The organism is Streptomyces durocortorensis (assembly GCF_031760065.1).
In the GTDB taxonomy this organism is placed as follows: Bacteria; Actinomycetota; Actinomycetes; order Streptomycetales; family Streptomycetaceae; genus Streptomyces.
This window is the reverse complement of the sequence record NZ_CP134500.1, coordinates 6,379,611-6,402,377: the sequence shown is the minus strand read 5'-3', so window position 1 is coordinate 6,402,377 and position 22,767 is coordinate 6,379,611. Positions and strand designations below refer to the sequence as shown.

The following is a 22,767-nucleotide window of genomic DNA, read 5'->3' as shown; positions in this document are numbered from 1 at the left end:
GAGGAACCTCCGGGACACCCCTCGGAAGCACCTTCAGGAGCGCCCCACGAACTCCCTCGCCAGCTCCTCCCCCCGGCTCCGCGCCTTCGCACGGCTCTCGATCGGGGAGATACGGGAGTCCTTGAACGCGATGTACGTGACCCCTGACTCGGCGCCTCCGCTCACCGGGTCGGGGTCGATGCCCAGCGTCCTGGCCATGGCGTACGACGCCTCCCCGATGATGCCCCTGGGACCGGTGTCCCCGATGACGCCGTACCGCACCAGGTCCCCGTACACGACCGCGACGACGCTGCCGCCGCTGAGCCCCGACTTCCGGTAGTCCCACACCTTGCCGGGGGCGGGTACCACCACATGGGGGAGTGCGGCCGAGTCCAGCGGTTCGCCGCGGGAGGACGTGAACGCGGTCTCCGGCAGGAAGTAGGGGTCCGTCTTCAGGTTGCACTCCTTGGTCTTCCGGCCGTCGCAGTCGATGTCCATGTCCGCCTTCCAGAACACGGCGTCCTGGGTGCCGCAGACGGAGACAGTGGCCTTGGGGCTGCCGCTGTCCGTGCGGTACTTGCCCTTCGAGATCCGCGTACAGGAGCGGACCTCGGCCAGCAGCTCGGCGGCGGTCACCTCGGTCGCGTCCACGGCCGAACCCTCCGGGGCGGTCGTCTCCGCGTCACTGGCGGCCGCCGGCAGCGCCGCCGCCGCAAGCAGCGCGGCGCCGCAGGCGGCGGAGGTCAGGGCGAGCATTCGGGTGCGCATGGTGCGGATGGGCCCTTCCCGTAGAACGAGGGGCCCGTGCGGGTCGCCGCCCCTGCTTCGTCCGGCCGGCTCAGCGCCTGCCGCCCGGATGCACCACCATGGCCGAGCCGCCGCCCCGGCGCACCTTTTCCGCCGCCGCGAGCCATCGGCCGTCGGGCAGCCGCTGCACGCCGGTGGCGGCCCCGATCTCCGGGGTCTGCTTGAAGGCGTGGCCGAGCCTCTCCAGCTCCGTGCGGACCGGGCTGTTCCACAGGTCCGGCTCGATGTCCGTCGTCGCCGTGTTGCGCTGGCTGGCGCGCGGCGCGGCGATCGCGTCGACCAGCGGGAGCCCCCGGTCCAGGTGTCCGGTGAGCGACTGGAGGACGGTCGTGATGATCGTGGCCCCGCCCGGTGTGCCGAGGGCGAGGACCGGCTTGCCGTGATTCAGCACGATCGTCGGCGAGATCGACGAGCGCGGGCGCTTGCCGGGTCCCGGCAGGTTCGGGTCGTGCACAGCCGGGTCGGCGGGGGCGAAGGAGAAGTCGGTGAGTTCGTTGTTGAGCAGGAAGCCGCGGCCGGGCACCGTGATGCCGCTGCCGCCGGTGGACTCGATCGTGAGGGTGTAGGCGACGACGTTGCCCCACTTGTCGGCGGCCGTCAGGTGGGTGGTGCTCTCCCCCTCGTACGTCGTCGGAACGGCCGCGCCACCCCTGCCGCACCGTTCGGGGTTCCGCGGGTCGCCCGGCGCCAGCGGGCTGGTCAGCGCCTTGTCGTCGCTGATCAGGCACTCCCGGGCGTCCGCGAAGCGCTGGCTCAGCAGCTCCCTCGTGGGGACGTCCTCGAACGCCGGGTCACCCACCCAGCGGCCCCGGTCAGCGAAGGCGATCCGGCTCGCCTCGATGAGCCGATGCAGATACCGGGTGGGGTCGGCCCGCGAAAGGTCGGTCGACTCAAGGATGTTGAGGGCCTCGCCCACGCTGGTGCCGCCGGACGAGGAGGGGGCCATGCCGTAGACGTCCAGGCCCCGGTAGTTCACCCTGGTCGGGTCCTTGAGCAGGGTCCGGTAGGAAGCGAGGTCCTTGCGGGTCAGATCGCCGGGCCGCACCACCCGGGTGGCGTCCGGGTCGACCGGCGGCTTGCGTACGGTACGGACGATGTCGTCGGCCAACTCGCCCCGGTACAGCGCGCCGACCCCTTCCCGGCCGAGCTTCGCGTACGTACGGGCCAGGTCCGGGTTCTTGAACACCGAGCCGACGACGGGGAGTTCGCCGCCCGGGAGGAACAGCTTCGCGGAGGCCGGGAAGTCGGCGAACCGGGCCCGGTTGGCGGCAGTCTGCGAGCGGAAGGTTCCGTCCACCACGAACCCGTCCCGCGCCAGGCGCTCGGCCGGTTTCAGCAGCGTACGCAGGGACTTGCTGCCCCAGGCGTCCAGCGCCCGTTCCCAGGTGGCCGGGGTGCCGGGGGTGCCGACGCCGAGGCCGCTGGTCATCCCCTCCGCGAACGGGATCGGCTTGCCGTTCTCCAGGAAGAGGGAGGCGTCCGCGCTGCGCGGGGCTGTCTCGCGGCCGTCGATGGTCTGCACGGCGCGCTTCCTGGCGTCGTAGTGGACGAAGTAGCCACCGCCGCCGATGCCCGCCGAGTACGGTTCCGTCACCCCGAGGGCCGCCGCGGTGGCGACGGCCGCGTCAACCGCGTTGCCGCCCCTGCGCAGGACCTCGATCCCGGCGGCCGACGCGTCCCGGTCAACGCTCGCCACCGCTCCCCCGTAGCCCACCGCCACCGGGGACTTGGGCGGCGCGGGGTGCGGGGCGGTGGAGGGCGCCGAGGCCGCCGGGGCGGCGGCCCCCACCGAGGCGAGGACGGCGAGGACGGCCAACAGGGACGTGTTCCGGCCGACGGAACGGCGCATACGTACCTCCAGTCAACGGATCTCCGCCGCAGGGTAGTCCCGGCGGAGCCGGATCGTCAGGACCGCCTCGAACGGTTACCCGAATGACCGATACCATGCGCGCCCATGACGGACGACGTGCGCAACATCGTGCTGGGCGTGATAGCCGCCGGACTCAGTACCTCCCTGGGCTGGCTGGCCCGGACCTACCTCTGGCGGCGCAAGCTCCGCCGCAAACAGGCCTTCTTCGGGCTGCCACGCAACTCCGAGTGCCTGCTCGTCGTGAACCGGTACGCGGGCGCCGACGGGTCCGTGCACCGCCACGACGCCTTCGCCCTGCTCGAACTCTCCGCGCTGATCAAGGACTGCGGGGCGCATGCGCAGATCGTGACCCACGACACGGCCCAGCAGGGGTTCGGGGAGCGTACGGAGTTCTGCGTCGGCGGCCCGATGTCCAACCAGCGGATGGCGGCGCATCTGCGCACCCTGCTGCCCGGGGTCCGGATCAACGTCGAGCAGGACCCCGGCCCGGACCGGGTCGCCTTCCGGATCGGGGCGGAGCGCTACCGGCTGGAGCCCGGAACCTCGGAGTACGTCCTGCTCGCCCGGCTGACGGGCGGGCAGGACGCACGTCCGGTCTTCGTGTTCTGCGGGCAGCGGGCCATCACGAACCAGGCGGCGACCCGCTATGTGGCCCGCAACCACGAGAAGCTGCTGCGCAAGCACGGCAACAAGTCGTTCTGCCTGCTGCTGAAGGTCGTCAACTCCCAGGCGTATGGCCCCGATGTGGTCGAGGTCGTCGGCGATGTGACGCGCGAGGCACAGGAGCCCGCGCCGAGCACCGGCACACCGGCGTCGCACCGGGCGAGCAGCTGAGCGCCGCACTCCGCTTCCGGCGGTGAGATTTTCCGCTCCGGACGGAACCCGACATGGGCGAATTGGCCTCTGACCAGCTGAGTGTCCTGCCTGGGAGGTTTCGTTGAGTTCCGCACGCCCGTCACGTTCCGCACGCCCCGCACACCCGTCACGCTCCGCACGCCTGTCGCGGTCCGCGCGCCCCGGCATCCGACGTACCGTTCTGGCCGGTCCGGCGGCGCTCCTCGCCGCCGCGCTCACCGGCTGCTACGCCGGTGGCTCCACCTCGGCCGGGGCCGACCCCGATGTGGCGCCCGACACCAGCATCTCGGTGAACCTCAAGGGCAAGGCTGCGGCGCCGGGGCAGCCGGTGAAGGTGACCCTGGCGCACGGGAAGCTGAAGTCGGTGGCGGTGACGGCGGGCGAGAGCGGCGCGCTGGCCGGGAAGATATCCGCCGACGGCCGGACCTGGATATCCGAGCGGGTAGCCGCGCCGGGCACCGCGTACACGGTGCGGGCGAAGGACTCCGACGGCGGCAGTGACCAGGCAGTCTTCACCACCGCCGGGGCCGAGAAGGTCAACAAGCTGTCGCTCGCGCCCGGGAAGAACACGACCGTGGGCATCGCCCAGCCGCTGTCCGTCGTCTTCGACCACCCGGTGAAGAACAAGGCGGCCGTGGAGAAGGCCCTCAAGGTGTCCACCTCCAACGACACCGAGGGCTCCTGGGGCTGGCTCCAGGACTACTCGGGCAAGGACCGTGTCGACTGGCGCCCGAAGGAGTACTGGAAGCCCGGCACGAAGGTCACCCTGGCCGCGCAGCTGAACGGCATCGACACGGGTACGGACGGCGGCTGGTTCGTCCGCGACTACACGACGACGTTCACCATCGGCGCGGCCCAGGTCGTCAAGGTCGACCTCGACCGGCACCGCCTCGCCCTGCACCGGGACGGGAAGCAGGTCCTGGACATCCCGATGTCGGCGGGCACCCCGGGCGGTGAGAAGGCGTCCTGGCGGGGCACGGCGGTCCTGATGTCGAAGGAGGGCACGATCAACATGCGCTCCGAGACGGTGGGCCTCGGCGACGCCTACGACAAGATGGTCGACTACTCGATGCGGCTGACGTGGTCGGGGATGTACGCACACGCGGCCCCGTGGAACGCGGGCTATTTCGGCCAGGCCAACCGGAGTTCGGGCTGCGTCGGAATGAGCGACGCGAACGCCTCCGCGCTGTACGGACAGGTGCGGGTGGGCGATCCGTTCGAGATCACCGGCGCGGACGCCAAGGGCACCGTCGCCGAGGGCAACGGATACGGCGCGTGGAACGTGTCGTGGGCCGACTGGCAGGCCAAGAGCGCCCTGAAGTAACCGCGCGGGCCGCCACGGTCACCGGCACGAAGTCGAGCGGCACCCTCGTCGCGTTTCTCCACGACGTGGGGCCGCTCGGCGTCTTGCATCGAGCACAACCCGACCGGCACGCAGCTGACCTTCTCCTCGCCCGGTACGGGCCCGGGTCTTCTCCCGGTCCCGCCGCGCGAGAAGTGATCACCGACTGCTGCCGGGCGGGCACTGCCCGGCTACTGCCCTCCCGGCAGCAGCGTCCCTGGTTCGGCCGGGGCCACCTCGACCGCTTTGGTCTTGAGGTTGCGCCGCTGCCTCCTGGCCACCCAGGTGGCGAACCACGAGAGCAGCATGCACATCCCGATGTAGATCGGAGAGATCACCATCACCACGGGGATGAAAGGAAGATCGTAGTCGAGGTTCGACGCGATCAGCTTCCCGGCGTGGAGGAATTCCTCGTAGGTGATCAGATAGCCCAGTGAGGTGTCCTTGAGCGCGACCACCAGCTGACTGATGATGGTCGGCAGCATCGCGCGTACCGCCTGCGGGGCCAGGACGAAGGTCGTGACCTGCGTCTTGCGCATTCCCAGGGCGTACGCGGCCTCGCGCTGGCCCCGGTCCACGGAGTTGATCCCGGTCCGGAACACCTCGGCGAGCACGGAGCCGTTGTAGAGCGTCAGCCCGGCGACCAGGGCGGGCAGCGCCTGCACCTTCAGCGCGACGAAGATGAAGAAGATCATCACCAGCACCGGCATGGCCCGGAAGAACTCGACCAGCACGGTGGAGATCCAGCGGACCGGCCGGTGCACGGAGAGCCGGCCGACCGCGAGGACCGCTCCCAGCGCGAGGGAGAGGACCGCGGCGTACGCGAAGGCCTTGAGGGTGTTGCCGAGCCCGCGCAGCAGCAGTTCCTGGATGCCCGCGTATGCGAAGGGCCGCCACTTCTCCTCGGTGAACTGGCCGGTGTCGAAGAGCAGATAGAGAATCCAGCCGAACAGCCCGAGGATCACCGCCGTCGAGGCGAGCCCGTAGGTGAGGTGCCGCTTGCGGGCCACCGGGCCGGGGATGTCGTAGAGCGCGGTGGCCGCGGGCAGCGACGGCTTGCGGGTACGGGTGGTGGTCATCGGGCGACTCCCCAGCGCTTCTCCATCACGTTGAACAGCGCACTGATGGTCAGGGTGATGATCAGGTAGCCGACGGCGATCCAGATGAAGGTCCAGATGATGCTGTAGCCCAGCTCGTTGAGCGTCTTGTAGGTGCCGAGCAGCTCGGTGACGCTGAACGCCCCGGCGATCGCGGAGTTCTTGGCCAGCGCGATCAGGGTCGAGCCGACCGGCGGGATCACCGACCGGAACGCCTGCGGCAGCACCACGGTGCTCAGGGTCTGGCCGAAGTTCATGCCGAGGCTGCGGGCGGCCTCGCCCTGGCCCTTGGGCACGGTGTTGATGCCGGAGCGCAGCACCTCGCAGATGAACGCCGAGGTGTAGCAGCCCAGCGCGATGACCGCGAAGGCCTGGAACGGCAGGACGAGCCCGAAGCGGGGCAGACCGAGCAGGACCGCGAAGAACAGCAGCGTCAGCGGGGTGTTGCGGAGCACGGTGACCCAGACGGTGCCGAAGACCCGGAAGGAGCCGACGGGCGCGACCCGGAAGGAGGCCATCAGGAAGCCGAGGACGAGCGCCAGCGCGGAGGCGTAGACGGTCAGTTCGACGGTGCCGAGGAAGCCCTCGCCGTAGAGGGAGAAGTTGTCTGTCAGTACATCCATGAGTGGGGCCGTCCCCTCAGTTCGCCGGGTAGCGGTCGATGGGCGGCGGGGTCGGCGCGGGCACTCCGGAGAGGCCGAGCGTCGCTTCGAACGCCTTCTTCCAGTTGCCGTTCTCCTCGTTGGCCTCCAGGGCGTCGTCGAGGGCGAGCCGCAGGGCGTTGTCGTTGCGCGGGACGCCGACGCCGTACGGCTCCTCGGAGAACGGCCTGCCGACGACCTTCATCTCGTCGGGCGCCTTGGCCGCGAAGCCCAGCAGGATCGCGTCGTCGGTGGTGACGGCGTCGACCTGGTAGGTCAGCAGGTTGTCGACGCAGATGGAGTAGGTGTCGTAGGCGACGAGCACCGCCTTGGGGAAGTCGGCGGCGATGCGCTGGTAGGGCGTGGAGCCGGCGGCCGAGCAGACGGTCTTGCCGTCCAGGTCCTGGGGGCCGTTGATGTCGTCCTCGTCGGTGCGCACCAGCAGGCCCTGGCCCGCCATGTAGTACGGCCCGGCGAAGCCCACGAGCTTCTTGCGCATGTCGTTGATGGTGTAGGTGCCCACGTAGTAGTCGATCTGGCCGTTCTGGAGGGCGGTCTCGCGGTTGGCGGAGGCGATCGTGCGGAAGCTGATCGTCTTCGGCTCGAAGCCGATCGAGGCCGCCAGCATCCGGGCGATCTCGATGTCGAACCCGGAGTAGATCCCGCTCGCCGGGTCCTTCTCCCCCAAGTACGGCTGGTCCTCCTTGGCGCCGATCACCAGGTGGCCGCGCCGCTTGGCCTTGGCCCAGGTCGGTGATTCGGGCAGCTCGAAGCCGGTGTCGACCTCGTACACCGGCAGGGCTTCGAGCCTGGGGCCCTTGACCGGCGGGCTGCCGTCCTTGCCGCAGCCCGCGGCGAGTGCGGCGAGCAGGAGACCGGTCACGAGGGCGGCGGCCCGGCCCGTACGCGTGTTCCTCGTACGCAACATGGAAAGCCCCCCTCAGTGCTTGAGGATCTTGGACAGGAAGTCCTTGGCACGGTCGCTCGACGGGGACGTGAAGAAGTCCTCCGGGGTGCGGTCCTCGACGATGCACCCGTCGGACATGAACACCACGCGGTTTGCCGCGGAGCGGGCGAAGCCCATCTCGTGGGTGACCACGACCATGGTCATGCCCTCCCGGGCGAGCTGCTGCATGACCTCCAGCACTTCGTTGATCATCTCCGGGTCGAGCGCAGAGGTGGGCTCGTCGAAGAGGAGCGCCTTGGGGTCCATGGCCAGGGCGCGGGCGATGGCCACGCGCTGCTGCTGGCCACCGGAGAGCTGGGCGGGGTACTTGTCGGCGTGGGCGGAGAGACCGACCCGCTCCAGCAGCTCCCTGGACCGCGCGTCGGCCTCGTCCCGCTTGCGCTTGCGTACCTTGAGCTGCGCGAGGGAGACGTTGTCCAGCACGGTCTTGTGGGCGAAGAGATTGAACGACTGGAAGACCATGCCGACTTCGGCGCGGAGCTGGGCCAGGCCCTTGCCCTCCTCGGGGAGGGGTCTGCCGTCGATCGTGATCCGGCCGGACTCGATCGTCTCCAGGCGGTTGATCGCCCGGCAGAGCGTGGACTTCCCGGATCCGGAGGGGCCGATGACCACCACCACCTCCCCGCGGCCGACGGTGAGATTGATGTCCTGAAGTACGTGCAGCTCTCCGAAGTGTTTGTTGACGTCCCTCAGTTCGATCAACGGATCGTCGGCCATGCGCTGCCCTACCCACTTGTCGCTGTGTCTGTCGCTGTGTCGAGGTCAGCGCAAACTATCCATCCCGATAAGGGACTTCGCAGCCGACACGCGCAAATGGTGCAATAAGGCTGTTTATCTAGATTAGGTGACGGGAGACGGCTCGCCGGTCAGCTCTCGGCGGACTCCGCGTAGACCTGGGACAGCTCGGGGCTGCCCGACATCGCCCAGTCGAGACCGGCCGCGACGACGTCGATCTCCCGGCCGGAGATCAGCCGCACGACGGGCCGGCCGCTCGGCCAGATGTCCCACGCGGCACCCGCGACGGTCCGCACGATCACCGTGCCGAGGTAGAGACCGGCGTCGTTGCCGAGCCAGGGCAGCTCCTCCGGATCCTCGCGCCAGCGGGGCGGCAGCTGGTCGAGCGCGGACAACGAGGCGGGGGTGTCGTCGAGTTCGAGTCCTTGCTGCCCCGCCCGGACACGCAGCAGTTCGCACTCGGCGAGCAGTTCGGCCACACCGTCGGGATCCGCCTCGACGGCGGCCGCGAGCCCGCTCCCCTGCGTACCGCCCTGACGCTTACGCCAGTTGTCCAAGAAAGGGATGTTCATACCACTAGGGTCCCATCCCGGCCAGGTTCCGCACCACAGGGCGCGCGGCCTTCGCCGTTCCGGCACCCTGCCCCGGCCCCGCCCCCAAGCGGGTGCTTAGGGTACGGACATGAGTTCACAGGGGTACGTGGCGGAACTGTTCTCGCTGGAAGGCCGGGTGGCGGTGGTGACCGGCGGCAGCTCCGGCATCGGGCTGTCGATCACCGGCGCACTGGCCCGGGCGGGTGCGTCCGTCGTCGTGGTGGCCCGCCGGGAGGCCGAGCTGAGGGCGACCGTCGACGAGCTGACCGCCGAGGGCTGCCGGGCGGCCTGGGTGAGCGCGGACCTGGGCACCACCGAGGGGGTACACGCGGGCGCGGCGGGGGCCGTCGAGCCCTTCGGGGAGCCGGACATCCTGGTCAACTGCGCGGGGATCAACCTGCGCCCGCCGATGAACGACCTCGGCGAGGACGTCTGGGACACCACGATGGCGGTGAACCTGAAGGCCCCGTTCCTGCTGGGGCAGCGCTTCGGCCCCGGCATGGCCGAGCGGGGTTACGGGCGGATCATCCACGTCACTTCGCAGCAGGCGCACCGGGCCTTTGTCGACAGCGGTGCGTACGGGGTGTCCAAGGGCGGTCTGGAGTCGCTGGCCCGGTCACAGGCGGAGGCGTGGTCGCCGTACGGCGTCACCGTGAACACCCTGGTACCCGGGTTCGTGCTGACCCCGCTGAACGCGCGGCTGCAGTCGGACCCGGAGAAGGTGGCGTCGCTGGCCGCCCGGACCCTGGTCGGGCGCAACGGGCTCGCGGAGGACTTCGCGGGCGCTGCGGTGTTTCTGGCGGGGCGGTCCTCGGCGTACATCACCGGGCAGTCGGTGTTCGTGGACGGCGGGTTCTCGGTGCACTGAACCCCTTCTCGATGGCCTCGCTCAGATCATCGAGGCGAACACAGGGCGCGACGGCAAGAGGCTGCGTCATGCGACAACCGCAGGTTGACACCTCAGGGGTGTCAACCTTGGGTTGTCACGCGATGCGCAGCCCTCTCTTCTGCCTCCCCGGGCTCAGAGATCGAGGTCGACCACCACCGGAGCGTGGTCGGACGCCCCCTTGCCCTTGCGCTCCTCGCGGTCGACGTAGCTGTCCTTGACGGCGGCGGTGAAGGGGGCGTTGCCGAAGGTCAGGTCGATCCGCATGCCCTTGTTCTTGGGGAACCGCAGCTCGCGGTAGTCCCAGAAGGTGTACGCGCGGTCGTACTTGAGGGGGCGGGGCAGGACCTCGCTCAGGCCCTCCGCCTCCAGGGCCGCGAGGGCGGCGCGCTCGGCGGGGGTGACGTGCGTGGCCCCCACGAAGAGAGCCGGGTCCCAGACGTCCTCGTCGGTCGGGGCCACGTTGAAGTCGCCCAGGACAGCGAACGGGAGGGTCCCCGCGGCGTCCGCCGCCACGGCCTTGCGCAGCGCCTCCAGCCAGGCCAGCTTGTACGGATAGTGCGGGTGCCCCACCTCCCGGCCGTTGGGAACGTAGACCGACCACAGGCGCACCGGCCCGCAGGTCGCGGAGATCGCGCGGGGCTCCTCCACCCCCTCGTACTCCGGGCCGCCGGGCAGCCCCGTGACGACGTCGGAGAGGCCGACCCGGGAGAGGAGCGCGACTCCGTTCCACCGGCCCGTGGCGTTGACGGCGGATTCGTACCCCAGCTCGCGCAGGGCGTCGGCGGGGAACTGCTCCGCCGCGCACTTGGTCTCCTGGATGCACAGCACATCGGTGCCGCTGCTCTCCAGCCAGGCCAGCAGCCTCGGCAGCCGGGCGGTGATCGAATTGACGTTATAGGTGGCGATGCGCATGGCAGTAAACCTATCGGCTCCCACTGACAGCGGCGCTCACAGCTCGGTGACCCCGCCCGGGGCGAGCCGCCCGTGGTCCGCGCCGCCCAGGGCCCCGATCTGGTTGTCGTAGATCGGCCGCGCGAGATCGGTCAGCAGGGCGTCGTGCACGTCGATGGCGCGCCGCGGCTTCACTTCGCGTACGTAGTCGATGACCTCGGAGATCTTGTTCCAGGGGGCCATCACCGGCAGCAGCAGGGTGTCCACGGGCCGCTCGGGAACGGTGAGCGCGTCGCCGGGGTGGAAGACCGAACCGTCGACGAGATAGCCGATGTTGGTGATCCTCGGGATGTCCGGGTGGATCACCGCGTGCAGTTCGCCGTGCACGGTGACGTCGAACCCGCCGGCCGAGAACGCGTCGCCGTCGCCCACGGTGTGCACCCGTCCGGGAAAGGCGGCCGAGAGCTGGTCGGCCACGCTGCGCAGGGTCCAGATCTCGGCCGTCGGGTTCGCCTCCAGGCCCGCCCGCAGCCGGGCCTCGTTGAAGTGGTCCGGGTGCTCGTGCGTGACCAGCAGAACGTCGGCACCGATGGCCGCGTCGTCCTCGGAGAAGCCGCCGGGGTCGATGACCAGGACGCGCCCCTCCTTCTCGATCCGCACGCAGGAGTGGGTCTTCTTGGTGAGGGTCAGTGCCCGAGGCGATGCGTTCATGAGGCCATCCTGCTACGCGGGCGGGGTGGTTTCCTCCTGGATCACGGACTGCGCGACGGAGAAGGCGGCGCCTGCCGCCGGGAAGCCGCAGTAGACGGCGGTCTGGAGCAGGACCTCCTTGATCTCGACGGGCGTCAGGCCGTTGCGTAGAGCGGCCCGGGTGTGGGCGGCCAGGCCCTCCGGATGGCCGGAGGCGACGAGCGCGGTGAGCGTGATGACGCTGCGGGTACGGCGGTCCAGGCCCTCGCGGCTCCAGACGTCGCCCCAGGCGTACCGGGTGACCAGCTCCTGGAAGTCCTCGGTGAAAGCGTCGGCCGAGGCGTTCACCGCGTCGACGTGGGCGTCCCCCAGCACCTCGCGGCGCACCTTCGTCCCGCGCTCGTACCGCTCGTCCGGTGCCGGCGCCGGAGCCTCGGGCGCCGCGGTGGCAGGGGCGATGTCGGCCACGGGCGCGAACGGGGCGGCCGGGGCGGCGGGCCCGGGGACGGAGGGCAGCACGGGGATCGCGGCCGAGGTGTCCTGCTGCCAGGCGGTGGAGAAGTGCGTCAGGAGCAGGTCGCTGACGGCGGCGGGCTGCTCGACCGGGGCGAGGTGGGACGCGCCGGGCACGAGCGCGAGGCGCGCGTCCGGTATCCCGGCGACCAGCGTCCGGGCCTCGGCGGGCCCGGTGACCTGGTCCTCCGCCCCGACGAGCACCAGGGTGGGCGCGCCGATCCGGTCCAGCGCACCACGGATGTCGAACGCCGCGAGCGCCTCGCAGGCCGCGATGTAGCACCCCGGATCGGTGGTGCGGACCATCTGCACGGCCCACTCGACGATCGCGGGCTGCGCGGCGGCGAACCCTGGGGTGAACCACCGCTCCGGTGCGGTGCGGGCGATCGGCTCCAGCCCGTTGGTGCGCACGATCACCCCGCGCCGGCGGAACTCGTCGGCCGTGCCGAACCGGGGCGAGGAGGCGACGAGCGCCAGCGAGGCGACCCGGTTCGGGTGCCGCAGCGCCAGGTCGGCGCCGATCGCCCCGCCGATCGAGCAGCCCACGTAGCCGAAACGCTGGACACCGAGCCCGTCCAGCGTGGCGAGCAGCCGGTCGCCCAGCTCGGCGACGGATGCGGCGACGTGGGCGGGCGCGCCTCCGTGGCCGGGCAGGTCGTAGCGGAAGACCCGCCAGTGCCGGGACAGCTCGGGAACCTGGCGGTCCCACATGTGCCAGGTGGTCCCGAGCGAGGGCCCGATCACCAGGACCGGGGCGTCCTCGGGCCCGTCGAAGCGGTACTGGAGGGGCCGCGGGGCCCCGGCCGGGGGTGCTGCCTGCGGGGCGAATGCGGCGGGTACGACGGCCTGCGGGGCGGGAGCGACAGGCGGGGCGGAAGCCGGGGCGGCCGGGCCGAGCGGAGCGGGTGACGCGGGTGCGGCGGCCAGCGGGGCGGCGTGCCCGGGCGCGGCGTCCGGTCCCTGCTGCGGGGCCGGGGCCACCGGCTGAGGCGTTCCGGAGTGCGGGGCGGGCCCACCGGGACGGGGGGTCTGCACGGGCTGCGGGGTCGTCTCGCTCACTTCGCTCACTCGCTCCAGGTTAGTGAGCGCACCTCCGGCTCCGGGTCAGGGGGTCGCCGCCGATACGACATAGATGACAGGGCTGGCCGGATCGGTCATGTTGACCGTGATGTTCTGGGTGGGGCGCGGCTTCTTGTTCCTGTGCGTGGTGCTGGCCCAGTGCTGGTCCGGGCCGAAGTGCCAGCCGGTGATCCTGATGTCCCGCGCGCTGATGTCGATCTCGTTGGGCTCCAGCGCCGCGCGTCCGGTGCCGACGCCGGTCAGGAAGCGGTCGAGACCGGCGGAGGTCGTCCGGAACTTCACGTACATCCGGCTGGCTTTCCAGTTGTTCGTCTCGTAGTACTGGACTCCGCTGCCGTTGCCGGGGATCGGTACCTCGAAGATCCGGCGCTGCATCTTGGAGGGCCAGCCCTCGCGGAGGCCCTGGGCGGCCGCCTCGGCCTCCTTGTCCTTGCCCGAGCGGCGGCTCTGGCCCGCCGAGATCAGCAGGTAGCCCGCTGGGATGCCGATCAGCAGCACGATGATCGTGGCGGTGATGAACCGCCGCCTGAAGACCCGTCGGCGGTCCTCGGGCGGCTTGCCCTCGCCGTCACCCGGAGACTCCGACTGGTGGCGCACCACGGGGTGCTCGGCTGCGATCATGATCAGGTGGTCCCTAGGGTGCTGCGGTCATGGCGTTGGGGTGGGACGCCGGAGGGGCGGCTACGGTTCAGTCGGCGGTGCGGGTGGAGCGGGTGTTGCGGATGGTACTCGCCGCCTGGTCGTAGATCTGGGCATACCGCTCGTAGCGCTCGACACGGCGCCGGTTGGCGCGGCGGAACCGGCGGGCGACCAGCCGGGCCAGGTCCGCGGCGCCGACCATACCCGCCTCGGGGCCGAGCTGCGCCTTGGCGATCCTTGCCTCGGGGCGGTAGCCGCGGCCGGTGAGGTGGCGTTTGAAGGCGTCCCGGGCGGGGTTGATCAGCAGGTCGTCGGCGGCGCTGACGCCGCCTCCGATGACGAAGCACGAGGGGTCGAGCGCGGCGGCCAGGTTGGCGATGCCGACGCCGAGCCACTGGCCGATGTCCTGGAGCAGCTCGATGCACATCGCATCGCCCTCGCGGGCCAGTTCGGTGATCAGCGGACCGGTGATGTCGGGGATGTTCCCCTTGACGCGGTCCAGCAGGTAGTGGGCGACCGGGGAGTCGGCGGCGGCCAGCTCCTTGGCCTCGCGGACCAGGGCGTTGCCGGAGCTGTACTGCTCCCAGCAGCCCCGGTTGCCGCAGGGGCAGCGGTGGCCCGAGGGCACGACCTGCATGTGGCCGAACTCACCGGCCACGCCGTACTTGCCGCGCTTGACCTGGCCGCCCTCCAGGATCGCGCCGCCGATCCCCGTACCGAGGGTGATCATGACGAGGTGGTCCTCACCCCGGCCCGCGCCGAAGCGCCATTCCGCCCAGGCCGCCGTGTTGGCGTCGTTGTCGACCATGACGGGGACAACGAGGCGGGAGGCGATGGCGTCGCGCAGGGGTTCGTCGCGCCAGGCGAGGTGCGGGGCGAACAGGACCTTGGACCGGTCGGCGTCCACCCAGCCCGCCGCGCCGATGCCCACCGCGTGGACGTCGTGGCGGTCGGAGAGGTCCAGGACCAGTTCGACGATGGTGTCCTCGACAACCTTGGGGCTCTTGGACTTGTCGGGTGTCTCGGTGCGCAGCTGTTCCAGGATGTTGCCGTCGGCGTCGACGACGCCCGCCATCACCTTCGTACCGCCGATGTCGATCCCGACCGTGGGGACACGGGGCGCGGTCAGGTGCGAGCGGCGTTCCTTGGTGCCGACCGTCTTGAGGACGGTGGCGCGGGCGGAGCCGCGGTGGGCGAAGTCGCGGTACGTGCTCATCGTCCCTGCGGGGTTGAGGAGGCCGGTCGGCTGGGGCACCCGGCGGCGGACGGCGCCCGCCGCGCTCGATTCTGCCACTGCCGGGCCCCGGGGGCCGCCGGTCGGGGTCGGCCGCGCCGGGGCGGGTCGGCCGTCAGGACGCTTCGTCGGTCGCGGCCGAACTGCCCGGGAGGGTGGGCGTCGGGGTGCGTTCCAGCTCGTGGCTGAGCTCCTCCAGCTCGCTGCCGCCCGCCATCTGCCGGGTCAGCTCGTCGAGCGTGACGCTCTCCTTGGTGTGGCTGCCGGACATCGCGCCGCGCTTGAGCAGGATGAACCGGTCGCCGACGAGGTGGGCGTGGTGCGGGTTGTGCGTGATGAGGACCACGCCGAGCCCGGCGTCGCGGGCGGCCGCGACGTACTTGAGGACCACGCCGGACTGCTTGACACCGAGGGCGGCGGTCGGCTCGTCGAGCACGAGGACCTTGGCGCCGAAGTAGACGGCACGGGCGATGGCCACGCACTGGCGCTCGCCGCCGGACAGGGTGCCGATGGGCTGGTCGACGTCGCGCAGGTCGATGCCCATGCGGAGCAGTTCCGTACGGGTCGTCTCGCGCATCCTGCGGACGTCGAGGCGCTTGAAGGGGCCGACGCCGGTGGTCGGTTCGGAGCCGAGGAAGAAGTTCCGCCAGACCGGCATCAGCGGGACGACGGCGAGGTCCTGGTAGACGGTGGCGATGCCCCGGTCCAGGGCGTCGCGCGGGTTGGCGAGCGTGGTCTCCTCGCCGTCGATCAGGAAGCGTCCGGCGTCGTGCCGGTGCAGCCCCGCGATGATCTTGATCAGGGTGGACTTGCCCGCACCGTTGTCGCCGAGGACGCAGGTGATCTCGCCCGCGTGGACCTCCAGCGAAACGTGTTCCAGGGCCTTGATGTTGCCGTAGAACTTGGCTACGTCGTCCAGCTCGACCAGCGGGCCGGGGGCCGGTCCGGAGGTCTCTTCAGGAGTGGCCGTCATGACGTCGCCTCCGCGCGCTTGCGCACCCACGCGTTGAGCAGGGTGGCCAGGAGCAGCATCGCTCCCAGGAAGAATTTGAACCAGTCCGGGTTCCACTCGGCGTACACGATGCCCTTGCTGGTCATGCCGAAGATGAAGGCACCGACCGCCGAGCCGATCGCGGAGCCGTAGCCGCCGGTGATCAGGCAGCCGCCGATGACGGCGGCGATGATGTACGTCAGCTCGTTGCCGACGCCCTCGCCGGACTGGACGACGTCGTAGCTGAACAGCAGGTGCTGGCCGGAGACCCAGGCGGCGAAGGCGACGCCGAGGTAGAGCCCGATCTTCGTACGGATGACGGGGACGCCGACCGCGCGGGCCGCGTCGGCCTCGCCGCCGACGGCGAAGATCCAGTTGCCGAAGCGGGTACGGAGCAGGATCCAGGTGGCGATCGCGACGAGCGCCGCCCACCACAGGATCGTCACCTTGAACTCGACGCCGCCGAGGGTGAGCGTCGACGCGAACAGGGTCCGGGCGGACTCGAAGCCCTCCATGTCCCCGATGGCCTTGGTGGAGACGGTGCCGCTGATCAGCTTGGTGAAGCCGAGGTTGAGGCCCGTCAGCATCAGGAACGTACCGAGCGTGATGATGAAGCTGGGCAGCCTGGTGCGGGTCAGCATGAACCCGTTGAACGCGCCGATGGCGAGCGTGGCCAGCAGCGACACGAAGACGCCGACCCAGACGTTGGCCGTCATCTGGTAGCTGAACATCGAGGAGATCAGCGCGGAGCTGGTCACCATCACCCCGGCGGAGAGGTCGAACTCGCCGCCGATCATCAGCAGCGCCACCGGCGCGGCCATGATGCCGAGGACGGAGGCCGCGTACAGCACGGTCCCGAAGCTGGATGCCTGGAGAAAGCTGTCGGCGACGATCGCGAAGAAGAGGAAGACGGCTGCCGCGCCGACGACCGAGCCGAGCTCGGGGCGGCCGAGCAGCTTGCGCAGAGCTGAGGTGCGCACCAGCCGCTCGTCCACCCGCGTCGGCTTTTCCGGTGCGGCGGTGGAGCCGCTCATCGGGTGCCCCGCTTGGTGTAGTCGGCCAGGGCTTCCGCGTCGTCGGCGGTGATGATCTGCGGCCCGGTCAGGACGGGCCGGCCGCCGCCGAGGACGTTGAGGTTGGAGCGGTAGAGCCAGAGCAGGTCGACGGCCTCGTACCCCTGGAGGTAGGGCTGCTGGTCGACGGCGAAGCCGAGCTGGTCGGCCTGGAGGCCGGTGGCGACCTTGGCGTTCAGGTCGAAGGTGTTGATCTCCGCATTGCTGCCCGCCGTCCGCTTGGCCTGGACGGCGGCGTCGGCGAAGGGGGCGCCGAGGGTGACGACCGCGTCGATGCTCTTGTCGGACTGGAGCTTGGCCTCGATGGACGCGGTGACGTCGGGCATGTTGGTGCCGTCGACGTACAGGTTCTGCATCGTGCCGTCGAAGGTCTTCTTCGCCCCGGCACAGCGCTGCTCGTGGCCGACGTTGCCCTGCTCGTGCAGGACGCAGAGGGCCTTCTTGCGGCCCCGCTCGTTCAGCTCGTCGCCGACGGCCTCACCGGCGATGGACTCGTCCTGGCCGATGTGGGTCAGGGCGCCGAACTCCTTGGACTCGGCGGAGCCGGAGTTGACCGTGACGACCGGGATGCCCGCCTTGACGGCCTTGGCGACCACGGCCTTCATGGCGGCCGGCTTGGCCAGCGAGACGATCAGCCCGTCGACCTTCTTGTCGATCGCGGTCTGGACGAGTTGGGCCTGCTGGTTGGCCTCGTCGTTGTGCGAGTAGAGGAAGTTGATGTTGTCCTTGACGGCCGCCTGCTCGGCGCCCTTCTGGACGATGTCCCAGAAAGTGTCGCCGTCGCCCGAGTGGGTGACCATGGCGAAGGTCCAGCGGGGCGTGTTCACCGCGGCCCGCCCCTCGGCGGCCTCGGCCGCGCGCTCTTCCGCCCGCTTGCCGCCGGTGCTGCTGCATCCCGCGAGGGAGGCGCCGAGCACCACTGCCAGCACGGCGCCCATCGCGCGTACCCCTGTCCGAACCCTTGCCACGACGCGGTGCCCTTCTCCTGCTGCTCGCTGTGCGCTTGACCGGGCCGGGGAGCGTACGGCCCCGGGCCGACTGCCCAGTATCCCCGAGCCGGGGGGGCGCCCGCCCGGCAGGGGCCGGTCCCCCGCCCTCCCGGGCCCCTTCCAGCCCGCCCGGGGCCCGCCCCCAGCCCGTCCGGCGTTCGAGGACGGAGCCGTCGGCGTGCGCATGTATCGGCTGCCCTCGGGGTCCCGTACCTCAGGATCTTCTGCCTGCGGCCCCACCCGCGCAAGGGTTCCGTCCGTTCCGCCCTCGAACGCCGGGCGGGCTCGGTCCGGCGCTCCGCTCAGGCGCGTACCAGCAGCTGGAACTCGAACGCGTACCGCGCCGCCCGGTAGACGTGCGAGCCGAACTCGACCGCCCGGCCCGTGTCGTCGTACGTCGTGCGCTCCATCGTCAGCAGCGGCGCGCCCGGCTCCTCGTGCAGGGCCCGCGCCTCGCCCGCCGTGGCCGCGCGGGCGCCGACCGACTGGCGGGCGCTGTGCAGGGTGATGCCCGAGGCGCGCATCAGCCGGTACAGACCGGTGGCCTCCAGGTCCTCGGCGGTGAGGGGGAGCAGGCCCGGGGGCAGGTGGTTGCGCAGGAGGGCCATCGGCTCGTCGTGGGCGCTGCGCAGCCGCTCGACGACCTGGACCTCGCTGCCCTCGGCGACGCCGAGCGCGGCGGCGACCTCGGCGGTGGCCGGTTCGGTGGTGTTGCGCAGGACGCGGGTGGCGGGGCGCTGACCGGCCGCCTCCAGGTCGTCGTAGAGCGAGCTGAGCTCCAGCGGGCGGCGGACCTGGCTGTGGACGACCTGGGTGCCGACGCCGCGCCGACGCACCATGAGCCCCTTGTCGACCAGGGACTGGATGGCCTGGCGGACGGTGGGACGGGACAGACCGAGGCGGGCGGCGAGGTCGATCTCGTTGCCGAGCAGGGTGCCGGGGGGCAGCCTGCCCTGTTCGACTGCGGCCTCCAGCTGCTGCGCCAGCTGGAAGTAGAGCGGCACCGGGCTGGTGCGGTCCACGCTCAGCGGCAGCGGCTGATCGGTTCCTTGTGCGGTCACGGGGCGAGCGTAGTTCGCTTGTCCGGACAAAGCCATGGCACGCCGGGGCGGGAACCGCGATCGATGCGGGCGCCATTTGTCAGGACAAACGCTTGACATGATGACCGGGCGAAGGTCACCTTGGGGGCCATGCGCATCGGACTGATCGGAACGGGACGGATCGGCACGTTCCACGCGGAGGCGCTGAGCCGTCACCCCGCCGTGGACGCCCTGCTGCTGGCGGACGCGGCCCCGGAGCGGGCCGCCGGAGCCGCCGCGCGGACGGGGGCCACGGCCGTACCGGTGGACGCGCTGTTCACGGGCGGGGGCGAGGCGGGGTCCGGGGGCCTGCCCGACGCGGTGATCATCTGTTCGGCGACCGCCGCCCACGCCGGGCTCATCGCCCGGGCCGCCCGCGCCGGACTGCCGGCGTTCTGCGAGAAGCCGATCGCCCTGGACCTGCCCGGGACGCTGGCCGCGCTGGCTGAGGTCGAGGCGGCGGGCACCGTTCTCCAGCTCGGCTTCATGCGCCGCTTCGACGCGGGGTACGGCGAGGCCAGGGCCGCCGTACGGGAGGGCAGGCTCGGACGGCTGCACACCGTGCGGGCGGTCACCTCGGACCCGGCCCCGCCGCCCGCCGCCTACCTCCCGCTCTCCGGCGGGCTGTACCGGGACTGTCTGGTCCACGACTTCGACATCCTGCGCTGGGTGACGGGCCGCGAGGTGTCCGAGGTGTACGCCACCGGGTCGGACCGCGGGCCCGCGATGTTCCGCGCGGCGGGCGATGTGGACACCGGCGCCGCCCTGCTCACCCTGGACGACGGCACGCTCGCCACCGCCACCGCCACCCGGTGCAACGGCGCCGGGTACGACGTACGCATGGAGCTGGCCGGTGAGCTGGACCAGATCGCCGTCGGCCTGGACGACCGTACGCCGGTAACCTCGGCCGAGCCGGGGGGTCCCGGCGGTCCGGCGAAGCCCTGGCCGGGCTTCCTGGAACGGTTCGCCCCGGCGTACGAAGCGGAGCTGGACGCGTTCCTGCGCGTGGTGCGCGGCGAGCTGGCCAACCCCTGCGACGGGCGGGAGGCCCTGCACGCCCTGCGGATCGCCGAGGCGTGCGAGCTCTCCCGCCGCGAACGCCGGCCGGTGGCGATGGCCGAGATCCCCGGCGGGTGAGCGGGGGCCGGCGCTCCCGGGCCCCGGCTCCCTTCCGGGCCCGCCCTCCTACCAGGCGACCGGCACGCTCAGCGGCCCCCGCATCAGCATCCGGCCCGCCGGGCGAGCGTCGCCGGAGAGCCGGTCGCCGTCCTCGTCGGCGGCGCGGATCAGCGCGCTCAGCAGATTCCCGCCCGGCTTCTTGCGGTTGTCGGTCAGCAGCCCGACGATGTACGCGGTCATAGCCCGTACGGAGGAGGCGCGTACGGAGGAGGCGCGTGCGGAGGGGGCGGCGGTCACCGTTCGGGCGTTCCGACAACGCGGCCGGGTGCCGTCGCTGTCGTCGTGTGCCCGCCGGGGGTCACGGGACAGCCCTCAGAGGTCGCCCTCGCCCTCGTCGCCCGGGTCGAGGAGCCCGGCGTCATGGACCAACAGGGCGATCTGTACGCGGTTGTTGAGTTCGAGTTTGGCGAGAATGCGCGAGACGTGGGCCTTGACAGTGGCGACGCTGAGGTAGAGCGAGCCCGCGATCTCCGCGTTGGAGCTGCCGCGTCCCACCGCGACGGCCACCTCCTGCTCCCGCTCGGCCAGTTGGCCGAAGCGCCTGCGTGCCCGGTCGGCGCGGTTCGCCCGCTCGTCGTGCGCGCCGCCCGCGGCCCGGTCCATCAACTGGCGGGTGACGGCGGGCGAGAGGACCGGGTCCCCGGCGGCGACCCGGCGGACGGAGTCCACGATCCGGGCGGGCGGGGTGTCTTTCAGGACGAATCCCGCCGCCCCGGCCCGGATGGCCCGGAGCACCTGTTCATCGGCGTGGAAGGTGGTGAGGACGACGACTTCGGGAGCCCCGGGGCGGCTGCGCAGCTTCTCGGTGGCGGTGAGCCCGTCCATGCCCGGCATCCGGATGTCCATGAGGACGACGTCGGGGCGGAGCCGTTCGACCAGCTCCGCGACCTCGTTGCCGTCCGAGCCCTCCCCCACGATGTCGATGCCTTCGTCCCCGCCGAGCATCAGGGTCAGTCCGGCCCGGACGAGCGGGTCGTCGTCGACGATCAGCAGCCGTACGGGCGGGCCGGGCGAGGGCGTTGCGTTCATGACGGCCACCGTAGCCAGCCGGCGCCCCGCCTCATCCCGCGGGCCACGGCAGCCGGGCGCGGACCGCGAATCCGCCGTCCTTCGTCGGGCCGTGCTCCAGACCGCCCCCGGCCAGGGTGGCACGTTCGGTGAGGCCGATGAGCCCCTGGCCGGAGCCGGGGACGCGTTCGAAGGGTTCGACGGGGGCCGGGTTCGCCACCGCGATGGTGAGGCCTTCGCCGGGGCCGCCGGTCACGGTGACGGTGACCTCGGTGCCGGGGGCGTGCTTGCGGGCGTTGGTCAGGCATTCCTGCGCGATGCGGTAGACCGTGCGGCCGGTGGCGGCGGGGGCGCCCTGCGGATCGGTGACCCGGTTGTCGAGGGCGACCTTCATGCCCGCGAGCCGGGACTCGTCGATGAGGGCGTCCAGACTGGTGAGGGTGGGCTGCGGGCGCTCGCCCTCGTCGGTGTCGCCGGGGCCGCGCAGGACGCCGATGATCTCGCGGAGGTCCTGGAGCGCCTCGTGGGCGCTGTCCCGGATGACCCCGGCGGCCCGGCCGATCTGGGCCGCGGGGGCGTCGGGCCGGAATTCCAGCGCCCCGGCGTGCACGCTGAGCAGGGTGAGGCGGTGGGCCAGGACGTCGTGCATCTCGCGGGCGATGGCCTCCCGGGCGAGGCGCTGAGCCTGCTCGGCGCGCAGCTCCGCCTCCGCCTCGGCGCGGTGGGCCCTCTCGTGGAGGGTCACGACGAGCTGACGCCGCGACCGTACGCCCATCCCCCAGCTGAGCGCCAACAGGATCAGCATGACCCCGAAGAGGACCGAGACGAGGAAACCGGTCTGCGGGTCGGGGCGCAGGAGGGGCTGGACGGGCACCGCGAGCAGTGCGCCCGCGCCGACGATCAGCGTCGGCTTGAGGGGGCGGTGGACGGCCAGGCTGAACAGGGCGACCAGCATCGCTCCGGCGGCGACGGGCTCGACGACGGAGAGGACGGTCAGGGACACGGCGAGCCCGACGGGCCAGCGCCGCCGGAGCCAGAGCGCGCAGCAGGCCGCCGCGCCCACCACGGAGTCCACGAACACCACCACGTCCGCCGTGGTCTCGTCGGCGTCGACCGCGGCGAGGGCGAGCATGCCGATGAACGCGGCGGAGAGGAAGGCCACGATGTCGACGACCCAGTCCCGCACGGTCCGGCGCGCCCGGGCCCGGTCGCCGGGCAGCTCGGGGTCGGCCATCGCCGAGGGGAGCAGCCAGCGGTACTCGGTGCGCGTCATATCGACAAAGTTACGCAGAAGGGCGGCCCGCAAGGGCAGCGCGCGGCGCGAAGGCGACCAAAGTCGTCCGGCTCGCTACTTTCGGCGCGCCGGACGGGACCGGTGGCCGAAGCGGCGGGCCCGGGGTGGCCGCAAGGCTCGACGTATGAAGAAAATCGTCGAGACGATCGGGTTCCTCGTCTTCATCCAGGGCGTCGGCGGGCTGGTGTTCGAGTGGACGGGCTGGTTCCGGCTGTGGACGGTGGTGCGGCACATCGACTTCCTCAGCGACCGCGGGCTGTTCGTCCACATCGTGCTGATCGTGACGGGGGCGGCGGTGATGATCGCCGCGGACGCGATCAAGACCTGACCGG

23 protein-coding genes and 2 pseudogenes are annotated in these 22,767 nt (G+C 71.4%); 6 read left to right on the top strand and 19 right to left on the bottom strand.

Annotated features, from left to right (window positions below):
* Positions 1-33: 33 nt before the first annotated feature.
* On the bottom strand, positions 34-747 hold the full coding sequence (locus RI138_RS28280; protein ID WP_311122153.1) for a glycoside hydrolase family 75 protein: 714 nt from the start codon (positions 745-747) through the stop codon (positions 34-36).
* Between the two features lie 70 nt (positions 748-817).
* A complete protein-coding gene (gene ggt / locus RI138_RS28275; protein ID WP_311122152.1) occupies positions 818-2,635 on the bottom strand; it encodes a gamma-glutamyltransferase in 1,818 nt (605 codons plus the stop codon).
* A gap of 105 nt (positions 2,636-2,740) precedes the next feature.
* Between ggt and RI138_RS28270 the strand changes: the two genes are divergently transcribed.
* The 3 genes and pseudogenes from RI138_RS28270 to RI138_RS28260 form a co-directional block, all read left to right on the top strand.
* Entirely contained in the window at positions 2,741-3,490 is a 750-nt protein-coding gene (locus RI138_RS28270; protein WP_311122151.1) for a hypothetical protein, read from the top strand.
* 103 nt (positions 3,491-3,593) lie between these two features.
* Positions 3,594-4,835: a L,D-transpeptidase gene (locus RI138_RS28265; RefSeq protein WP_311122150.1), complete on the top strand. Its 1,242-nt coding sequence runs from the start codon at positions 3,594-3,596 to the stop codon at positions 4,833-4,835.
* A pseudogene (locus tag RI138_RS28260) lies at positions 4,805-5,012 on the top strand (hypothetical protein); the annotation flags it as partial. The gene RI138_RS28265 and the pseudogene RI138_RS28260, both read left to right, overlap by 31 nt.
* A gap of 32 nt (positions 5,013-5,044) precedes the next feature.
* Here the strand turns inward: RI138_RS28260 and RI138_RS28255 are convergent.
* The 5 genes from RI138_RS28255 to RI138_RS28235 all read right to left on the bottom strand — a co-directional run bounded on the left by RI138_RS28255 (position 5,045) and on the right by RI138_RS28235 (position 8,865).
* Positions 5,045-5,932, bottom strand: coding sequence for an amino acid ABC transporter permease (locus tag RI138_RS28255; protein ID WP_311122149.1), 888 nt, complete (start codon positions 5,930-5,932; stop codon positions 5,045-5,047).
* Positions 5,929-6,573 carry an amino acid ABC transporter permease gene (locus RI138_RS28250; RefSeq protein ID WP_096625366.1) on the bottom strand — a complete coding sequence of 215 codons (645 nt, stop codon included), beginning with the start codon at positions 6,571-6,573 and terminating at the stop codon, positions 5,929-5,931. The genes RI138_RS28255 and RI138_RS28250 overlap by 4 nt, the downstream gene beginning before the upstream one ends.
* Positions 6,574-6,589: 16 nt before the next feature.
* Entirely contained in the window at positions 6,590-7,519 is a 930-nt protein-coding gene (locus RI138_RS28245) for a glutamate ABC transporter substrate-binding protein (protein ID WP_311122148.1), read from the bottom strand.
* Positions 7,520-7,531: 12 nt separating this feature from the next.
* A complete protein-coding gene (locus RI138_RS28240; RefSeq protein ID WP_096625370.1) occupies positions 7,532-8,275 on the bottom strand; it encodes an amino acid ABC transporter ATP-binding protein in 744 nt (247 codons plus the stop codon).
* 149 nt (positions 8,276-8,424) lie between these two features.
* Positions 8,425-8,865 carry a DUF6278 family protein gene (locus RI138_RS28235; RefSeq protein ID WP_311122147.1) on the bottom strand — a complete coding sequence of 147 codons (441 nt, stop codon included), beginning with the start codon at positions 8,863-8,865 and terminating at the stop codon, positions 8,425-8,427.
* 109 nt (positions 8,866-8,974) lie between these two features.
* Here RI138_RS28235 and RI138_RS28230 point away from each other — a divergent pair, with 109 nt between their 5' ends.
* Complete coding sequence (locus tag RI138_RS28230; protein ID WP_311122146.1) at positions 8,975-9,754, top strand: SDR family NAD(P)-dependent oxidoreductase; 780 nt, start codon at positions 8,975-8,977, stop codon at positions 9,752-9,754.
* 153 nt (positions 9,755-9,907) lie between these two features.
* On the opposite strand, the gene RI138_RS28225 is transcribed toward RI138_RS28230, so the two are convergent.
* From RI138_RS28225 to RI138_RS28185, 9 genes are all read right to left on the bottom strand, one after another.
* Positions 9,908-10,687, bottom strand: coding sequence for an exodeoxyribonuclease III (locus RI138_RS28225; protein ID WP_096625376.1), 780 nt, complete (start codon positions 10,685-10,687; stop codon positions 9,908-9,910).
* A 36-nt stretch (positions 10,688-10,723) separates the two neighbouring features.
* On the bottom strand, positions 10,724-11,377 hold the full coding sequence (locus RI138_RS28220; RefSeq protein WP_311122145.1) for an MBL fold metallo-hydrolase: 654 nt from the start codon (positions 11,375-11,377) through the stop codon (positions 10,724-10,726).
* A gap of 12 nt (positions 11,378-11,389) precedes the next feature.
* Complete coding sequence (gene pcaDC / locus RI138_RS28215) at positions 11,390-12,928, bottom strand: bifunctional 3-oxoadipate enol-lactonase/4-carboxymuconolactone decarboxylase PcaDC (RefSeq protein ID WP_311123041.1); 1,539 nt, start codon at positions 12,926-12,928, stop codon at positions 11,390-11,392.
* 45 nt (positions 12,929-12,973) lie between these two features.
* The gene (locus RI138_RS28210) at positions 12,974-13,570 is read right to left on the bottom strand and encodes a hypothetical protein (protein WP_096625381.1); all 597 of its coding nucleotides are present in this window, start codon (positions 13,568-13,570) and stop codon (positions 12,974-12,976) included.
* 67 nt (positions 13,571-13,637) lie between these two features.
* Complete coding sequence (locus tag RI138_RS28205; protein WP_096625383.1) at positions 13,638-14,804, bottom strand: ROK family glucokinase; 1,167 nt, start codon at positions 14,802-14,804, stop codon at positions 13,638-13,640.
* A 133-nt stretch (positions 14,805-14,937) separates the two neighbouring features.
* Positions 14,938-15,795 carry an ATP-binding cassette domain-containing protein gene (locus RI138_RS28200; protein WP_096625385.1) on the bottom strand — a complete coding sequence of 286 codons (858 nt, stop codon included), beginning with the start codon at positions 15,793-15,795 and terminating at the stop codon, positions 14,938-14,940.
* A complete protein-coding gene (locus tag RI138_RS28195) occupies positions 15,792-16,847 on the bottom strand; it encodes an ABC transporter permease (protein ID WP_311122144.1) in 1,056 nt (351 codons plus the stop codon). The genes RI138_RS28200 and RI138_RS28195 overlap by 4 nt, the downstream gene beginning before the upstream one ends.
* Entirely contained in the window at positions 16,844-17,854 is a 1,011-nt protein-coding gene (locus RI138_RS28190; protein WP_449343300.1) for a sugar ABC transporter substrate-binding protein, read from the bottom strand. Before RI138_RS28190 ends, RI138_RS28195 begins: the two co-directional genes overlap by 4 nt.
* Positions 17,855-18,177: 323 nt before the next feature.
* Positions 18,178-18,897: a GntR family transcriptional regulator gene (locus RI138_RS28185; protein ID WP_096625391.1), complete on the bottom strand. Its 720-nt coding sequence runs from the start codon at positions 18,895-18,897 to the stop codon at positions 18,178-18,180.
* 168 nt (positions 18,898-19,065) lie between these two features.
* Here RI138_RS28185 and RI138_RS28180 point away from each other — a divergent pair, with 168 nt between their 5' ends.
* Positions 19,066-20,091, top strand: a complete 1,026-nt coding sequence (locus RI138_RS28180) for a Gfo/Idh/MocA family protein (RefSeq protein WP_311122142.1) — start codon at positions 19,066-19,068, stop codon at positions 20,089-20,091.
* Positions 20,092-20,199: 108 nt separating this feature from the next.
* Here RI138_RS28180 and RI138_RS28175 read toward each other — a convergent pair.
* The 3 genes and pseudogenes from RI138_RS28175 to RI138_RS28165 form a co-directional block, all read right to left on the bottom strand.
* Positions 20,200-20,340: pseudogene (locus RI138_RS28175) on the bottom strand (cytochrome P450); the annotation flags it as partial.
* Between the two features lie 105 nt (positions 20,341-20,445).
* Positions 20,446-21,162: a response regulator transcription factor gene (locus RI138_RS28170; RefSeq protein WP_311122141.1), complete on the bottom strand. Its 717-nt coding sequence runs from the start codon at positions 21,160-21,162 to the stop codon at positions 20,446-20,448.
* A gap of 31 nt (positions 21,163-21,193) precedes the next feature.
* Positions 21,194-22,414 carry a sensor histidine kinase gene (locus tag RI138_RS28165; protein WP_311122140.1) on the bottom strand — a complete coding sequence of 407 codons (1,221 nt, stop codon included), beginning with the start codon at positions 22,412-22,414 and terminating at the stop codon, positions 21,194-21,196.
* Between the two features lie 145 nt (positions 22,415-22,559).
* On the opposite strand from RI138_RS28165, the gene RI138_RS28160 reads away from it, so the two are divergent.
* Positions 22,560-22,763: a hypothetical protein gene (locus RI138_RS28160; RefSeq protein WP_311122139.1), complete on the top strand. Its 204-nt coding sequence runs from the start codon at positions 22,560-22,562 to the stop codon at positions 22,761-22,763.
* Positions 22,764-22,767: the final 4 nt, after the last annotated feature.

What these genes read in the sequence shown, in the direction of transcription:
- RI138_RS28280 (WP_311122153.1), bottom strand. Translation starts at nt 747, where the DNA reads ATGCGCACCCGAATGCTCGCCCTGACCTCCGCCGCCTGCGGCGCCGCG.
- ggt (WP_311122152.1), bottom strand. Translation starts at nt 2,635, where the DNA reads ATGCGCCGTTCCGTCGGCCGGAACACGTCCCTGTTGGCCGTCCTCGCC.
- RI138_RS28270 (WP_311122151.1), top strand. Translation starts at nt 2,741, where the DNA reads ATGACGGACGACGTGCGCAACATCGTGCTGGGCGTGATAGCCGCCGGA.
- RI138_RS28255 (WP_311122149.1), bottom strand. Translation starts at nt 5,932, where the DNA reads ATGACCACCACCCGTACCCGCAAGCCGTCGCTGCCCGCGGCCACCGCG.
- RI138_RS28250 (WP_096625366.1), bottom strand. Translation starts at nt 6,573, where the DNA reads ATGGATGTACTGACAGACAACTTCTCCCTCTACGGCGAGGGCTTCCTC.
- RI138_RS28245 (WP_311122148.1), bottom strand. Translation starts at nt 7,519, where the DNA reads ATGTTGCGTACGAGGAACACGCGTACGGGCCGGGCCGCCGCCCTCGTG.
- RI138_RS28240 (WP_096625370.1), bottom strand. Translation starts at nt 8,275, where the DNA reads ATGGCCGACGATCCGTTGATCGAACTGAGGGACGTCAACAAACACTTC.
- RI138_RS28235 (WP_311122147.1), bottom strand. Translation starts at nt 8,865, where the DNA reads ATGAACATCCCTTTCTTGGACAACTGGCGTAAGCGTCAGGGCGGTACG.
- RI138_RS28230 (WP_311122146.1), top strand. Translation starts at nt 8,975, where the DNA reads ATGAGTTCACAGGGGTACGTGGCGGAACTGTTCTCGCTGGAAGGCCGG.
- RI138_RS28225 (WP_096625376.1), bottom strand. Translation starts at nt 10,687, where the DNA reads ATGCGCATCGCCACCTATAACGTCAATTCGATCACCGCCCGGCTGCCG.
- RI138_RS28220 (WP_311122145.1), bottom strand. Translation starts at nt 11,377, where the DNA reads ATGAACGCATCGCCTCGGGCACTGACCCTCACCAAGAAGACCCACTCC.
- RI138_RS28210 (WP_096625381.1), bottom strand. Translation starts at nt 13,570, where the DNA reads ATGATCGCAGCCGAGCACCCCGTGGTGCGCCACCAGTCGGAGTCTCCG.
- RI138_RS28205 (WP_096625383.1), bottom strand. Translation starts at nt 14,804, where the DNA reads ATGAGCACGTACCGCGACTTCGCCCACCGCGGCTCCGCCCGCGCCACC.
- RI138_RS28200 (WP_096625385.1), bottom strand. Translation starts at nt 15,795, where the DNA reads ATGACGGCCACTCCTGAAGAGACCTCCGGACCGGCCCCCGGCCCGCTG.
- RI138_RS28195 (WP_311122144.1), bottom strand. Translation starts at nt 16,847, where the DNA reads ATGAGCGGCTCCACCGCCGCACCGGAAAAGCCGACGCGGGTGGACGAG.
- RI138_RS28180 (WP_311122142.1), top strand. Translation starts at nt 19,066, where the DNA reads ATGCGCATCGGACTGATCGGAACGGGACGGATCGGCACGTTCCACGCG.
- RI138_RS28170 (WP_311122141.1), bottom strand. Translation starts at nt 21,162, where the DNA reads ATGAACGCAACGCCCTCGCCCGGCCCGCCCGTACGGCTGCTGATCGTC.
- RI138_RS28165 (WP_311122140.1), bottom strand. Translation starts at nt 22,414, where the DNA reads ATGACGCGCACCGAGTACCGCTGGCTGCTCCCCTCGGCGATGGCCGAC.
- RI138_RS28160 (WP_311122139.1), top strand. Translation starts at nt 22,560, where the DNA reads ATGAAGAAAATCGTCGAGACGATCGGGTTCCTCGTCTTCATCCAGGGC.